The organism is Candidatus Pelagibacter sp. HIMB1715, from assembly GCF_052047595.1.
Lineage (GTDB): Bacteria > Pseudomonadota > Alphaproteobacteria > Pelagibacterales > Pelagibacteraceae > Pelagibacter.
In genome coordinates this window covers 92,530-106,447 of record NZ_JBNAJY010000015.1, presented here as the reverse complement: position 1 = coordinate 106,447, position 13,918 = coordinate 92,530, and the positions used below count along the sequence as shown (strand labels likewise).

Annotated in this window: 17 protein-coding genes; 12 read left to right on the top strand and 5 right to left on the bottom strand. The window is 30.5% G+C overall.

What is annotated here, in order from left to right:
* Positions 1-62: 62 nt before the first annotated feature.
* From metX to ACTTAY_RS04750, 12 genes are all read left to right on the top strand, one after another.
* Positions 63-1,193, top strand: coding sequence for a homoserine O-acetyltransferase MetX (gene metX, locus ACTTAY_RS04805; protein WP_440672575.1), 1,131 nt, complete (start codon positions 63-65; stop codon positions 1,191-1,193).
* Entirely contained in the window at positions 1,183-1,779 is a 597-nt protein-coding gene (gene metW, locus ACTTAY_RS04800; protein WP_440672574.1) for a methionine biosynthesis protein MetW, read from the top strand. The genes metX and metW overlap by 11 nt, the downstream gene beginning before the upstream one ends.
* Positions 1,780-2,499 (top strand): hydroxyacylglutathione hydrolase, encoded by a 720-nt coding sequence (gene gloB, locus ACTTAY_RS04795; protein ID WP_440672573.1) that lies wholly within the window; start codon positions 1,780-1,782, stop codon positions 2,497-2,499.
* A gap of 66 nt (positions 2,500-2,565) precedes the next feature.
* Complete coding sequence (gene rplU / locus ACTTAY_RS04790; protein ID WP_440672572.1) at positions 2,566-2,964, top strand: 50S ribosomal protein L21; 399 nt, start codon at positions 2,566-2,568, stop codon at positions 2,962-2,964.
* Positions 2,965-2,978: 14 nt separating this feature from the next.
* Positions 2,979-3,233, top strand: coding sequence for a 50S ribosomal protein L27 (gene rpmA, locus ACTTAY_RS04785; RefSeq protein ID WP_075506491.1), 255 nt, complete (start codon positions 2,979-2,981; stop codon positions 3,231-3,233).
* 26 nt (positions 3,234-3,259) lie between these two features.
* A complete protein-coding gene (gene cgtA / locus ACTTAY_RS04780; protein WP_440672571.1) occupies positions 3,260-4,243 on the top strand; it encodes an Obg family GTPase CgtA in 984 nt (327 codons plus the stop codon).
* Positions 4,233-5,339, top strand: a complete 1,107-nt coding sequence (gene proB / locus ACTTAY_RS04775; protein ID WP_440613704.1) for a glutamate 5-kinase — start codon at positions 4,233-4,235, stop codon at positions 5,337-5,339. The genes cgtA and proB overlap by 11 nt, the downstream gene beginning before the upstream one ends.
* On the top strand, positions 5,340-6,590 hold the full coding sequence (locus ACTTAY_RS04770) for a glutamate-5-semialdehyde dehydrogenase (RefSeq protein ID WP_440672570.1): 1,251 nt from the start codon (positions 5,340-5,342) through the stop codon (positions 6,588-6,590).
* Positions 6,586-7,113 (top strand): nicotinate (nicotinamide) nucleotide adenylyltransferase, encoded by a 528-nt coding sequence (gene nadD, locus ACTTAY_RS04765; protein WP_440648382.1) that lies wholly within the window; start codon positions 6,586-6,588, stop codon positions 7,111-7,113. The genes ACTTAY_RS04770 and nadD overlap by 5 nt, the downstream gene beginning before the upstream one ends.
* Positions 7,114-7,130: 17 nt before the next feature.
* Positions 7,131-7,481, top strand: a complete 351-nt coding sequence (gene rsfS / locus ACTTAY_RS04760; protein WP_075506496.1) for a ribosome silencing factor — start codon at positions 7,131-7,133, stop codon at positions 7,479-7,481.
* Positions 7,478-8,614 carry a S41 family peptidase gene (locus ACTTAY_RS04755; RefSeq protein ID WP_440672569.1) on the top strand — a complete coding sequence of 379 codons (1,137 nt, stop codon included), beginning with the start codon at positions 7,478-7,480 and terminating at the stop codon, positions 8,612-8,614. Before rsfS ends, ACTTAY_RS04755 begins: the two co-directional genes overlap by 4 nt.
* A gap of 1 nt (position 8,615) precedes the next feature.
* Positions 8,616-9,092: an RNA pyrophosphohydrolase gene (locus ACTTAY_RS04750; RefSeq protein WP_440672568.1), complete on the top strand. Its 477-nt coding sequence runs from the start codon at positions 8,616-8,618 to the stop codon at positions 9,090-9,092.
* Here ACTTAY_RS04750 and atpC read toward each other — a convergent pair.
* From atpC to atpH, 5 genes are read right to left on the bottom strand one after another with little or no spacing between them, the layout of a single operon-like run.
* Positions 9,085-9,477, bottom strand: coding sequence for an ATP synthase F1 subunit epsilon (gene atpC / locus ACTTAY_RS04745; protein ID WP_440672567.1), 393 nt, complete (start codon positions 9,475-9,477; stop codon positions 9,085-9,087). The genes ACTTAY_RS04750 and atpC overlap by 8 nt on opposite strands.
* Positions 9,477-10,895 carry a F0F1 ATP synthase subunit beta gene (gene atpD / locus ACTTAY_RS04740; RefSeq protein ID WP_262589885.1) on the bottom strand — a complete coding sequence of 473 codons (1,419 nt, stop codon included), beginning with the start codon at positions 10,893-10,895 and terminating at the stop codon, positions 9,477-9,479. The genes atpC and atpD overlap by 1 nt, the downstream gene beginning before the upstream one ends.
* 2 nt (positions 10,896-10,897) lie before the next feature.
* Positions 10,898-11,770, bottom strand: a complete 873-nt coding sequence (locus ACTTAY_RS04735; protein WP_075506072.1) for a F0F1 ATP synthase subunit gamma — start codon at positions 11,768-11,770, stop codon at positions 10,898-10,900.
* A gap of 6 nt (positions 11,771-11,776) precedes the next feature.
* The gene (gene atpA / locus ACTTAY_RS04730) at positions 11,777-13,312 is read right to left on the bottom strand and encodes a F0F1 ATP synthase subunit alpha (RefSeq protein WP_440672566.1); all 1,536 of its coding nucleotides are present in this window, start codon (positions 13,310-13,312) and stop codon (positions 11,777-11,779) included.
* The gene (gene atpH / locus ACTTAY_RS04725; protein ID WP_440672565.1) at positions 13,313-13,870 is read right to left on the bottom strand and encodes an ATP synthase F1 subunit delta; all 558 of its coding nucleotides are present in this window, start codon (positions 13,868-13,870) and stop codon (positions 13,313-13,315) included. It abuts the gene before it with no gap.
* Positions 13,871-13,918: the final 48 nt, after the last annotated feature.

The following is a 13,918-nucleotide window of genomic DNA, read 5'->3' as shown; positions in this document are numbered from 1 at the left end:
GAGCGCTTAAAAAAAACCGCTAAAATAGTTTTTTTTCTCACAATTCATCTAAAGGCCTTAAAATGAATACAGAAAAAAATATTAATACATTAATTATAAAGAAACCTCTTAAATTGGATTGTGGTAAAACTATAAACAATTTTCCAATTGCATTCGAAACTTATGGGTCTTTAAATGAGAATAAAGACAATGCTATATTAGTATTTCATGCACTAACTGGAGATCAATTTGTAACTGGTTTAAATCCTGTTACTAAAAAAGACGGTTGGTGGAGTTTTGCTGTAGGTCCAGACAAAGCAATAGATACCAATAAATATTTTGTTATTTGTTCAAATGTAATTGGTGGATGTATGGGATCTTATGGACCAAGCCATAAAGATCCTGAAACACAGAAAACTTTTGGAACTGATTTTCCAGTTATTACAATTAATGACATGGTGAATGCACAATATAATTTACTTGAACACTTTGGAATTGATAAACTATTTGCAATTACCGGAGGTTCCATGGGAGGTATGCAAGTTCTTCAATTTATCACCAACTTTCCTGATAAAGCTAAAACTGTTATACCCATTGCTACAACCTCAAGTCATTCAGCACAAAATATTGCTTTTAATGAACTAGGAAGACAAGCAATCACTGCTGACAGCGATTGGAAAGATGGAAATTATGAAGCTAATAACACCAACCCAGGTAAAGGGCTTGCTGTTGCAAGAATGGCAGCTCATATAACTTATCTCTCAAAAAAAGGTTTGCAGGAAAAGTTTGGGAGAAAATTGCAAGAAAGAGAAGATTTGAAATTTGGTTTTGATGCAGATTTTCAAATTGAGAGTTATTTGAGATACCAAGGATCTGTGTTTGTAGATAGATTTGATGCAAACAGTTACCTCTACATAACTAGGGCTATGGATTATTTTGATTTAGTTAAACAATTTAATGGAAATTTGTCTGATGCATTTAAAAATACAAAAGCTAAATTTTTTGTTATTTCTTTTACTTCTGATTGGCTTTATCCAACCCAAGAAAATAAAGATATTGTTATAGCTTTAAATTCTATTGGAGCAGATGTTGGTTTCGTAGAAATTGTATCTGATAAAGGTCACGACTCTTTTTTATTAGATGTTCCTGATTTTTTAAACGCACTAAAGAATTTCTTAGACAAATCTTATGCAGAGTTAAACAATGAAAAATGAATTTAGAGTAATATCAGATTTAATTGAAGATAATAAAAAAGTTCTAGATGTAGGTTGTGCAGATGGAACTTTGATGCAATTTTTAAAAGAACATAAAAATATAAATGTAAGAGGACTAGAGATTTCTAAGGAAAAAGTACAAGAATGTATTGCAAAAGGATTAACTGTAATAGAAGGTAACGCAGAGAAAGACTTAAAACAATTTCCCGATAAATCGTTTGACTATGTAGTATTGAGTCAAACACTCCAAGCATTTTTAAGCCCTGAAATTGTTTTAGATGAACTTTTAAGAGTTGGAAAAAAAGCAATTGTAACGATACCAAATTTTGGTAATTGGCAAGTTAGATTGCATCTATTATTTAAAGGCACAATGCCAATAACAAAATCTTTGCCAGAACAATGGCACAGTACACCTAATTTACATATGTGTACAATTAAAGATTTTGTAAATTTTATAAAATTTAAAGAAATTAAAATGATAAAAACTTTAGCTTTAAATAGTAACAACACTTCAAATATAACAAATAGTAATTTAGGAACTAAAAATTTATTTGCTGATCTTGGAATATTTTTAATAGAAAAATAAATGAAAGTTGAAATTATACCCTGCCTACAAGATAATTATAGTTATTTAATTATTGATAATGACAAACAGGAAGCATGTGTTGTTGATCCAAGTGAAGCTAAACCAATAATCAATTACTTAAACGATAAAAATATTAAATTAAAATATATCTTAAATACTCATCATCATTATGATCATGTTGGGGGTAATACTGAATTAAAAAAAAAATTTGGATCTGTTGTTTTAGGATTTAATGGAGATGCAAAAAGGATACCAGAGATTGATATCTTGTTAAAAGATAACGAAATTTGGAATAGCGGAAATTTTAAAGCTAAAATTATTCATATTCCTGGACACACAACAGGACATATTTGTTTTTATTTTTTTGAAGAAAACTTACTATTCACTGGAGATACTCTCTTCTCACTTGGATGTGGTAGAATTTTTGAGGGTACATATGAACAAATGTATAACTCTTTAAATAAATTAAAATCTTTACCTAAAGAAACAAAAATCTATTGTGGCCATGAATATACTTTAAATAATTCAAAATTCTGCTTGGAACATGATTCTGAAAACTCTTCTTTGTTAAAGAAAATAGAATTTATAAAACAACAAAGAAATAATAATTTACCTACTATTCCATCAACCTTACAAGATGAAATTGATTGTAATATTTTTTTAAGAGCTAATGACCTAAAATCCTTTTCAAAATTAAGGGATTTAAAGGATAATTTCTAACTAATTCAGCTTGACTATAGGCTTCCGGTAACTATATTGCGGTTACTTAAATTTAATATTCATATTATGTCATACGCAGTAATAAAAACAGGTGGTAAACAGTACAAAGTTAAATCTGGTGAGATATTAAAAATTGAAAAATTACCAGATTCAAAGCCTGAAACTAAAATAGAATTTAATGAAATCCTAGCATATGGGGATGATAAAAATATTGAGGTTGGAACTCCTAATATTGAAGGTGCTAAAGTAGAGGCAGATTTAATTAAAAATAGTAAAAATAGAACAATTCTAATTTTCAAAAAAAGAAGAAGACAAAATTCAAGAAGAAAAAATGGACACAGACAACAATTTTCTTTGATAAGAATTAACAAAATTTTTTCAAAAGATGGTAAAGTATTATCTGAAGCTGAAAAAATTAAACTAGCTCCCAAAAAAGAAGAAGTTAAGGAAGCTGCAAGTAAATAGTTATTAGGTAAATTATGGCAACAAAAAAAGCAGGTGGATCATCGAGAAACGGACGAGATAGTGCTGGTCGAAGACTTGGTGTTAAAAAATACGGTGGAGAAACTGTAATACCTGGAAATATAATTGTTAGACAAAGAGGAACAAAAATTTTTCCTGGCGAAAATGTTGGAATGGGAAAAGATCATTCAATTTTTTCTGTTATCAAAGGAAAAGTTGTATTCAAAAAATCTAAATTAGATAGAACTTACGTTTCAGTAAAACCCAATTAATAGTACAACCAAGAAAATGTTGTATTATGAAATTTCTCGATCAAGTTAAAATTTATATTAAGGCTGGAAACGGTGGTGATGGTTCACCAAGTTTTAGAAGAGAAAAGTATGTTGAGTTTGGAGGACCTGATGGAGGCGATGGAGGCAGGGGTGGCTCTGTCATTTTAAAATCAGAGGAAAACTTAAACACTTTAATTGATTACAGATATCAACAACATCATAAAGCTCAGCGTGGAGAGAATGGTTCTGGTCAAAATCGAACAGGTAAAAGTGGTGATGATTTGGTTTTAAAAGTTCCTCTTGGAACCCAGGTATTTGAAGAAGATAACAAAACTCTATTATTTGATTTTAATAAAAAAGGAGAAGAGTACATTGCTGCTAATGGTGGCAAAGGTGGTTTGGGAAATACTAGATTTAAAAGTTCTACAAACAGAGCTCCAAGAAAATTTACGAAAGGAACGTTGGGAGAAGAGTTTACAATTTGGTTACAACTTAAAACAATAGCTGATATCGGAATTATCGGATTACCTAACGCAGGAAAATCAAGTTTGTTGGCAGCACTTACAAACGCAAATCCTAAAATTGCTAATTATAAATTTACAACACTTAATCCTAACTTAGGTGTTGCTAGTTATGATGATAAAGAAATCACAATAGCTGATATACCAGGATTAGTAGAAGGTGCCCATGAGGGTGTTGGACTTGGGATACAGTTTTTAAAACATATAGAAAGATGCAAATCTTTATTACATTTAATTGATATTACTAATCTTGATCTTAAAGAATCTTATGATCAGGTTAAAAATGAAATTAAAAATTACAGTTCTAAAATGCTTGAAAAGAGAGAATTAATTGTGTTTAACAAAATAGATTTAATTGATGAAGACACAGCTAAAGATGTAATTGAGGATTTCTCTAAAGATAAAAATTGTGAGATAATGACAATGACAACTTTAAATAAAGAGTCGGTTTCAAAAATTAAGGCAAAATTATTATCCTATGTATCTTAAAAACTCGAAAATTATTGTTATTAAAATTGGTTCATCTTTATTAGTTGATGAAAATAAAAAAATTAGAAAAAAATGGCTTTCAAGCTTTGCGAGGGACATCAAAAAACTAAAAGATAAAAATCAAAAAATAGTCATTGTTAGTTCAGGTGCTATCGCTCTTGGATGTAAAAAAATGAATTTTAACAAAAAAAATATTAAGTTAGATAAAAGTCAAGCAATTGCCTCTATTGGCCAAATTGAACTAATGAATTTATTCTCTCAGACCTTCTCAAAATTCAAATTAAATATTTCACAAATTTTGTTAACTCTAGAAGATACGGAGGAACGAAGAAGATCCTTAAATGCCAAAAGAACATTCGAAAATTTATTCGAACTTGGATTTATCCCAGTTGTTAATGAGAATGATACAATTGCAACAACTGAAATAAAATATGGTGATAATGATAGATTGGCATCTAGAGTAGCCCAAATTACAAACGCAGATACATTAATTTTACTTTCAGATGTAGATGGCCTTTTTACAAAAAATCCAAAAGTAAATAAAGACGCTAAACTAATAAAAATAGTAAATGATATAAACAAAGACTTAAAAGAAATTAATATCAAAGGAATTAATGAATATGGAAGTGGAGGAATGCAAACAAAAATTGAAGCTGCTAAAATTTGTCAATTAGCTGGCAGCAGTATGATTATTGCAAACGGACTGTATTCAAATCCTATTTCAAAAATTATTGAAAAAAACAATTGTACATGGTTTAGCCCAAAGGTGTCTAAACTTCATGCTAGAAAAAAATGGATAATTAGCTCAATTGCACCTAAAGGAAATATTGTAATTGATGATGGAGCAAAAAAAGCGTTAAAGCTCGGAAAAAGTTTACTAGCTGCAGGTATTAAAAATGTATCAGGAAGATTTAACAAAGGTGATCATATAAAAGTTTTAGATAAAAAAAATAATGAATGTGCTAGGGGTTTAAGTTCTTTTTCTTCTGATGAAGTAAAAAAAATTATGGGACACCATTCGAATGAAATTCAAAAATTACTTGGGTATGTTGCAAAATCTGAAGTTATTCATAAAGATGATATGGTAGAAGTATAAATGAATAATTATATGAATTTAATCGGTAAAAGAGCAAGAAAAGCAAATCAATATAAAATAGACACAAAAGTTAAAAATAGTGTTTTAGCCTCCTATGCCAAAATGCTTAACGAAAACAAAGGTTTAATAATTAAAGAAAATACTAAAGATATTAATTACGCAAAAAAAATAGGATTAAAAGAAAATTTAATTAATAGACTTCATTTAAATGAAAAAAAAATAAACGACATCAGAAATTCTATTATTAGTATTATTAAATTTAAAGATCCCACTAATCATGTTCTAGAAAAGTGGAAAAGACCTAATGGATTAAATATTAGTAGAGTATCAATTCCAATAGGAGTTATTGGTGTAATTTATGAAAGTAGGCCAAATGTTACATCAGATGTTGCAGGTTTATGTTTCAAATCAGGTAATGCAGTAATCTTAAGAGGAGGTTCTGAGGCAATCAATTCAAATAGAATTTTGTCAAAACTTTTTAGAAAAGCGCTCAAAAAAAATAAAGTAGATGAAAACTTTATACAATTTATAGACTCTAAAAACAGAAAGATGGTTGATGTAATGCTTTCCAAAATGAAAGAATATATTGATGTTATAATCCCACGTGGTGGAAAAAATCTTGTAAGAAAAGTTCAAGAACTTTCTAAGGTTCCTATAATTGGTCATCTTGAGGGTATTTGTCATACATATGTCGACAAAGACGCTGAATTAAAGATGGCAAATAGAGTTGTTACTAACGCAAAATTAAGAAACACCAGCATATGTGGGGCGACCGAAACCATTATTCTACATAAAAATATTGTTAAAAAATTTAGCAATACAATCCTGGGTAATTTAGAAAAAAATGGTTGCAAAATTTATGGAGAAAAGACTTTGGCTAAATTTTATAAAGGTAAAATTTTTAAAGCTACTGAAAAAGATTGGTCTACAGAATATTTAAGCTCAGCAGTTTCTGTTAAAATAGTAAACAACCTCAATGAAGCTATAAGTCATATCAATAAGTATGGAACAATGCATACAGACTCAATAATTACAAAAAACAAAAAAACAGCTAATCAATTTCTAAAAGAAGTCAAAAGCTCTATTGCTATGCATAACACTTCAACTCAATTTGCAGATGGAGGTGAATTTGGGTTCGGAGGAGAAGTTGGAATTTCTACCAATGTACTACCACCAAGAGGGCCTGTAGGACTTAATCAACTTGTTTCATACAAATATCAAATTACAAGTAACGGTAAAATAAGAAATTAATTTGAAATCAAATAAGACAAAAATTGGAATTTTAGGAGGATCATTTGATCCTGCTCATAAAGGTCATCTAGCAATTTCAAAAGAAGCAAAAAAAAGATTTGAGCTTAAAAACATTATTTGGGCAATCACAAAAAAAAATCCATTTAAAAACCAGAGCAAAACCTCAGTTACTGAAAGAATAAAATTCTGTAAAAAAATTATTGGTAAAAATTCATTTATAAAAGTGAGATTTTACGAAAATAAAATTAATTCAAATAAAACAATCGATTTAATTAATCATTTGAAAAAAAATAAAAATATTGAAATCTATTTTTTAATGGGAGCAGATAACTTAATAAATTTTCACAAATGGTATAAATCAAAATCTATTTCACAAAAGTGTAATATTTTAGTTTTCGATAGACATGGCTATAAAAAAAACTCATTAAAATCAAAGACATTTAAGGCTCTCAGTAATACCACCCTCAAATTTATAGAGTTTAATAAAGTCAACATTTCATCTTCTCAATTAAGAAAAATTTGATAGTCTAAATTTAATTAATGGATAAAATTTCAGATCTCAAAGAAATTGTAATTACCACATTAGATCTTAACAAAGCTGAGGACATAGTAACTATTGATCTTAAAGATAAAAGTTCGATGGCAGATTATATGATAATAGCAAGCGGTACATCATCTAGACATATACAATCTTTATCTGAACAAGTGTTAGAAAAGCTTAAAGATAATGGAATTAAAGACTCTAAAATTGAGGGTAAAGAAAGTGGTGAATGGAAATTGGTAGACGGTATAGATCTAATCGTTCATATTTTTCATCCAGAGAAAAGAAAATTTTATGAATTAGAAAAAATCTGGTCAGAATTTATTCCTAAAGAAAAAGTAATGATATGAAAATGATTAAATATTACTCAATTATTTTTTTATCATTTTTTTATTTAAGTTCAGCAAACTCTTCTGAAGTAGATATTTACAAAAAGATAGATTTATTTGGCGAGGTTTTAGAAAAAATAAATAGAGAATATATTGATGAGATCAATCAATCTGAAAGCATGGACTCTGCTATCAATGGCTTACTTCAATCTTTAGACCCTTATTCCTCTTATATGTCTCCTGAAATTCTAGAGGAAATGCAAACTGAAACTAGCGGTGAATTTGGTGGCCTTGGAATTGAGGTAAGTATGGAAGCAGGAGTTGTTAAAGTTATTTCACCTATTGATGACACACCAGCGTCAAAAGCTGGATTAAAAGCTGGTGATTACATTGTGAAAATTAATGATACCCAAGTTCAAGGGAAATCTCTAAGTGAAGCTGTTGATTTAATGCGAGGCCCAGTAGGTTCAAGTATAGAATTAACAGTTAGACGAAGAGGAGAAAAAAAAGCACTAACATTTAATATCACTAGAGAGATAATTGAAATTCAATCAGTTAAGTCAGAGTTATTAGAAGAAAATATTGGCTATATTAGATTAACTTCATTTAATGAAAATAGTAGTGATCAAATAGAAAAACAAATAAAGAAATTAAAAAAAAATAAAAATCTTAATTCATTTATTTTGGATTTAAGAAATAATCCAGGTGGATTACTAAACCAAGCAATAAGAATATCTGATTTCTTTTTGGAAAATGGTGAAATTGTCTCCACTAAAAGTAGAAAAAAATCTGATAATAGAAAATGGTTTGCAAAAAAAGGAGACATAACTGACGGAAAAACATTATTAGTACTGATAAATTATGGATCAGCTTCAGCATCAGAAATTGTTGCAGGAGCTTTAAAAGACCACAAAAGAGCAATTGTTGTAGGTGAAAACAGTTATGGTAAAGGTTCAGTTCAATCTATTATTCCTCTTAAAAATAGAGGCGCAATACGTTTAACTGTTGCAAAATATTATCTTCCATCTGGAAAATCTATATCTGAAGTTGGTGTACGTCCAGACATTGAAGTGAATGAAGAAGGTGATAATTTTAAAATAAGAACTGAAACTGATAATCAACTAAATTACGCAATTAAATTGCTCAACGGCTAAAATGAAAAAAGATTTAAATAATCTTCCACTAAGAAGTGGAGTAGGAATTGTTGTGTTAAATAAAGAGAACAAAGTGTTTGTTGCCAAAAGAATAGATAACCCCAAAAATTTTTGGCAAATGCCGCAAGGTGGTGTAGATGAAGGTGAGGACTTTTTAAAAGCTGCTTACAGAGAACTTGAGGAAGAGACCAGTATTAAAAATGTTGAATTAGTAAAAGAATTAGATGGAACCATAACTTATGAACTTCCAGATAGATTGCTTGGTTTGATTTGGAAAGGAAAGTACAGAGGTCAAAAACAAAAATGGTTTTTAATGAGATTTGTTGGGTCAGATAATGAAATAAATATCAAAACTAAACACCCTGAGTTTTTAGAGTGGAAATGGGTAGAGCTAGACAAAATCACAGATTTAGTGGTTGATTTTAAACTACACGTTTACAAAGAAGTTAAAGATAAAGTAAAAAAAATTCTTAATTAAGAGTTTTTAAAACTTCAATTTTTTGATCTACTAAATATTTAGCTTGATCATTAATATCTGACTTCCCTGCCTCTTCTTCAGCTTTTTTCAGTAAATCCTGTTGAACAGATTTATTCATATCAGACAAATTATAAATTGAGCTTGTTAGAATAGATAAATTATTATTTTTAAACTCTACTATACCATCTTCAACATAATAATTTTCATCACCAGATTTTGAACTTACTTTAATAATACCTGGTTTTAAAAATGAGATAATTGAAATATGATCTTTTAATATCCCCATTTCTCCCTCAAAAGCAGGTACTACTACTTCCGATACATCTTCTTTGACCAAAAAAGATTTTTCAGGATTTACTATCTCAATTTTAAATTCTTCACTCATTAAGCTGCAGCTTCTTTTTCCATTTTTTGAGCCTTTTCAATAGCCTCTTCAATTGTACCGACCATATAAAAAGCTGCTTCTGGCAAGTGATCATATTCACCCTTACAGATTGCATCAAATCCTTTGATTGTAGATTCAAGATCAACTAATTTTCCTGGTGAACCTGTAAATACTTCCGCAACAAAGAATGGTTGAGATAAAAATCTTTGAATCTTTCTTGCTCTTGCTACAACTAATTTATCTTCCTCAGATAATTCATCCATACCAAGGATAGCAATAATATCCTGAAGTGATTTATAAGATTGTAAAATTCTTTGTACATCTCTCGCAACTCTATAGTGCTCATCACCAACTATTCTTGGATCTAAAATTCTTGAAGTAGAATCTAATGGGTCTACTGCAGGATAAATACCAATTTCAGCTATTTGTCTTGAAAGTACAGTAGTAGCATCCAAGTGAGCAAATGATGTTGCAGGCGCTGGATCAGTCAAGTCATCAGCTGGAACATAAATCGCTTGCACAGAAGTAATTGATCCTTTGTTTGTAGTTGTAATTCTTTCTTGAAGATTACCCATATCAGTAGCTAATGTAGGCTGATATCCTACAGCTGAAGGAATTCTACCTAATAAAGCAGATACCTCTGAACCAGCTTGAGTAAATCTAAAAATATTATCAACGAAGAATAAAACGTCTTGTCCTTCTTGATCTCTAAAATATTCTGCAACTGTTAATCCAGTTAAAGCAACTCTTGCTCTTGCTCCTGGGGGTTCATTCATTTGTCCATAAACCAATGCAGCTTTAGAACCAGGGCCATCTTGCTTGATTACTCCAGATTCCATCATCTCATGGTAAAGATCATTTCCTTCTCTAGTTCTTTCTCCAACTCCAGCAAAAACTGAAAATCCACCATGTGCTTTAGCAACGTTGTTAATCAATTCCATAATTAAAACTGTCTTACCAACACCAGCACCTCCAAATAGTCCAATTTTTCCTCCTTTGGCATATGGTGCTAATAAGTCGATAACTTTAATACCAGTAACTAATATTTCAGTTTCAGTTGATTGATCATTAAATTCAGGCGCAGCTCTGTGAATAGGCCAGCTTTCTTTAGTTTTAACCTCACCTCTTTCGTCAATTGGCTCACCAATTACATTAATAATTCTACCTAGTGTTTCTGGTCCAACAGGTACCTGGATAGGAGCATTCGTATTTACAACTTCATCTCCTCTTTTTAATCCTTCAGTAGCATCCATTGCAATAGTTCTTACAGTAGTTTCTCCTAAGTGCTGAGCAACCTCTAAAACCAATCTATTGTCACCATTTTTACATTCTAATGCTGTTAAAATTTCCGGTAATTCTCCTTCAAATTTTACGTCTACTACCGCTCCAATAACTTGTGTGATTATTCCTTTGCTCATAATTATAAACTTTCTGCTCCTGATATGATTTCTATTAGTTCTTTAGTAATTGCTGCCTGACGACTTCTATTATATTCGATAGTAAGTTTGTCAACCATTTCACCTGCGTTTCGGGTTGCATTATCCATTGCACTCATTCTGGATCCTTGTTCGCTAGCTGAATTCTCTAACATTGCCTTAAATATTTGTGTTGAAATATTTTTTGGCAACAAATTGCTTAAAATTTCATCTTCATCTGGTTCAAATTCGTAACTTTCATCTGAACTATTTTCACTTCCCTCATCATTTAAGGGAATTATTTGTTGAGCCTGTGGGATTTGTGTAATTACATTTTTAAATTTATTGTAAAAAATTGTACAAACATCAAATTCACCTGCTTCAAATTTTTCAATAATAATTTTTCCTACTTTATCTGCATCAAAATAATTTGCATTTTTTGATTCTTTAAATGAAATATTTTCAATTATTTTATCACCATAAATTCTCTTAAGCTGGTCATTACCTTTTGAACCTACAGTGATAATTTTAAGCTCTTTATTCTCATCTAAAATTTTAGAAAAGTAACTTTTTGCTTTCTTAATTATGTTGGAATTAAACCCACCACATAGACCTCTATCTGATGTCATAACAACACAAAGATGAACTTTGTCTTGTCCTGTACCAGCTAATAACTTTGGTGCATTTTCTTTATCTGAAATTCCACTAGAAAGGTTTAAAATTACATTGTTCATTTTTTCTGAATAAGGTCGTCCTTTTTCAGCACTTTCTTGTGCTTTTCTTAATTTTGCAGCTGCAACCATTTTCATAGCCTTAGTAATCTTTTGTGTAGATTTTACACTGGCTATTCTTTTTTTTAGGTCATCTAAACTTGCCATATCAAATTAAGATTTAAGGGTTTCCTTTAATTGACTAATCAGTTCAACTAATAACTTTTCTTTATCCTCTTCAAGTTTTCCTGAACTTTGTATCGACTCAATAATCTCAGGTTTTTCTGATTTACATTTCTCAATGATTTTACTTTCAAAACCTGCAACATCTTTTAAATCGATATCATCAAGATATCCTTTAACACCACAGAAAACCGAAATTACTTGTTCAGCAACTGTCATTGGAGAATATTGCTTTTGTTTTAGAAGCTCAGTTAATTTTGATCCTCTATTCAATAATTGTTGAGTAGAAGCATCTAAATCTGAACCAAATTGAGCAAATGCTGCCATTTCTCTATATTGAGCAAGCTCAAGTTTCATAGATCCTGAAACTTTTTTCATCGCTTTAGTTTGTGCAGATGAACCTACCCTTGAAACTGATAAACCAACGTTAATTGCAGGTCTTATTCCTTGGTTGAATAATTCAGTTTCTAAGAAAATCTGACCATCCGTAATTGAAATTACGTTTGTTGGTATAAACGCAGATACATCTCCACCTTGAGTTTCAATAATTGGAAGTGCTGTTAAAGATCCTCCACCATGTTCATCACTCAATTTCGCAGCTCTTTCTAATAATCTACTGTGTAAATAGAATACATCTCCTGGATAAGCCTCACGTCCTGGAGGTCTTCTAAGTAGAAGTGACATTTGTCTGTAAGCAACTGCTTGTTTTGATAAATCATCGTAGATAATCAACGCGTGCATTCCATTATCTCTGAAATACTCACCCATCGCACAACCAGTATACGGAGCTAAAAACTGAAGTGGTGCTGAATCTGATGCTGTTGCAGCAACAATTGTTGTGTATTCCATTGCACCAGCTTCCTCTAAAGTTTTTTGAATTTGTCTAACAGTTGATCTTTTCTGACCTACAGCAACATAAATACAATATAATTTTTGTTTTTCATCGCCTGATTCATTAATCTTTTTTTGGTTTATGATTGCATCAACTGCAACCGCAGTTTTTCCTGTTTGTCTATCACCAATGATTAATTCCCTTTGTCCTCTTCCGATTGGAACCAAACTATCAATTGATTTTAAACCTGTTTGCATTGGTTCATTAACTGATTGTCTAGGGATAATTCCAGGAGCCTTAACCTCTACTCTGCTCTTTTGTACACTTTTATCTAATGCACCCTTGCCATCAATTGGATTTCCTAAACCATCTACTACTCTACCTAGTAACTCTTTTCCAACTGGCGTATCAACAATTTTTCCAGTTCTTTTTACAACATCACCTTCTTTAACATTTCTGTCATCACCAAAAATTACAACACCAACGTTTTCGCTCTCTAAGTTTAGGGCCATACCTTTAGAGCCATCAGAAAATTCAACCATCTCTCCAGCCTGAACATTGTCAAGACCGTAAATTCTAGCGATACCATCACCAACTGATAAAACCTGACCTACCTCAGTAACCTCTGCTTTATCTCCAAAATTTTTTATTTGTTCTTTTAATATTTTTGTAACTTCTGAAGGATTTATTTCCATTTATGCCTCTATCATTCTATTTTCAATTTGTTGTAATTTACTTTTAATTGAGGTGTCAACCATAGTACTCCCTACCTGTACTACTAAACCTCCTATTAAACTTTCATCATGTTTGTAGTTTAATTTTATTTTTGAACTAAAGTTTTTAGTTAATTCTTCCGTAATTTGTTTAATTTCTTCATTAGATAATTGTTTAGCAGATCTTAATTCGGCTTTTAGTTCTCCCCTTTTTTCTGAACAGATCTCGATGAAACTTTTAAGAATTCTTTCTACAAAAAAGAACCTTCTCTTTTGAATTAAAAAACTTAAAAAATTTTTTAACAATTGATCAAATTTATAATTTTCTGAGATTGTATTAACTACTTTTAATAAATCATCTTGGCTTGTAGTTGGATCTTTTATTAAATTTGAAAAATCTTGGCTTTGTTCTAGCAATTTTAGAACTGAGAGTGACTGCTCTTCTATTTGGGATGTAACATTGCTTTCAGTAGATAATTCATAAAGCGCAAGTGAATACCTTTCTGCTGAAGTAATTGGAAATCCTGTGTCTTTGCTCAACTTGATACCTCTAAAATGTTGAAGATTATTTAAAAATCACGCTCTAAT

What these genes read in the sequence shown, in the direction of transcription:
- ACTTAY_RS04735 (WP_075506072.1), bottom strand. Translation starts at nt 11,770, where the DNA reads ATGGCAAGTTTAGATGACCTAAAAAAAAGAATAGCCAGTGTAAAATCT.
- metX (WP_440672575.1), top strand. Translation starts at nt 63, where the DNA reads ATGAATACAGAAAAAAATATTAATACATTAATTATAAAGAAACCTCTT.
- cgtA (WP_440672571.1), top strand. Translation starts at nt 3,260, where the DNA reads ATGAAATTTCTCGATCAAGTTAAAATTTATATTAAGGCTGGAAACGGT.
- proB (WP_440613704.1), top strand. Translation starts at nt 4,233, where the DNA reads ATGTATCTTAAAAACTCGAAAATTATTGTTATTAAAATTGGTTCATCT.
- ACTTAY_RS04770 (WP_440672570.1), top strand. Translation starts at nt 5,340, where the DNA reads ATGAATAATTATATGAATTTAATCGGTAAAAGAGCAAGAAAAGCAAAT.
- ACTTAY_RS04755 (WP_440672569.1), top strand. Translation starts at nt 7,478, where the DNA reads ATGAAAATGATTAAATATTACTCAATTATTTTTTTATCATTTTTTTAT.
- atpD (WP_262589885.1), bottom strand. Translation starts at nt 10,895, where the DNA reads ATGAGCAAAGGAATAATCACACAAGTTATTGGAGCGGTAGTAGACGTA.
- rsfS (WP_075506496.1), top strand. Translation starts at nt 7,131, where the DNA reads ATGGATAAAATTTCAGATCTCAAAGAAATTGTAATTACCACATTAGAT.
- ACTTAY_RS04750 (WP_440672568.1), top strand. Translation starts at nt 8,616, where the DNA reads ATGAAAAAAGATTTAAATAATCTTCCACTAAGAAGTGGAGTAGGAATT.
- atpA (WP_440672566.1), bottom strand. Translation starts at nt 13,312, where the DNA reads ATGGAAATAAATCCTTCAGAAGTTACAAAAATATTAAAAGAACAAATA.
- rpmA (WP_075506491.1), top strand. Translation starts at nt 2,979, where the DNA reads ATGGCAACAAAAAAAGCAGGTGGATCATCGAGAAACGGACGAGATAGT.
- rplU (WP_440672572.1), top strand. Translation starts at nt 2,566, where the DNA reads ATGTCATACGCAGTAATAAAAACAGGTGGTAAACAGTACAAAGTTAAA.
- metW (WP_440672574.1), top strand. Translation starts at nt 1,183, where the DNA reads ATGAAAAATGAATTTAGAGTAATATCAGATTTAATTGAAGATAATAAA.
- atpC (WP_440672567.1), bottom strand. Translation starts at nt 9,477, where the DNA reads ATGAGTGAAGAATTTAAAATTGAGATAGTAAATCCTGAAAAATCTTTT.
- gloB (WP_440672573.1), top strand. Translation starts at nt 1,780, where the DNA reads ATGAAAGTTGAAATTATACCCTGCCTACAAGATAATTATAGTTATTTA.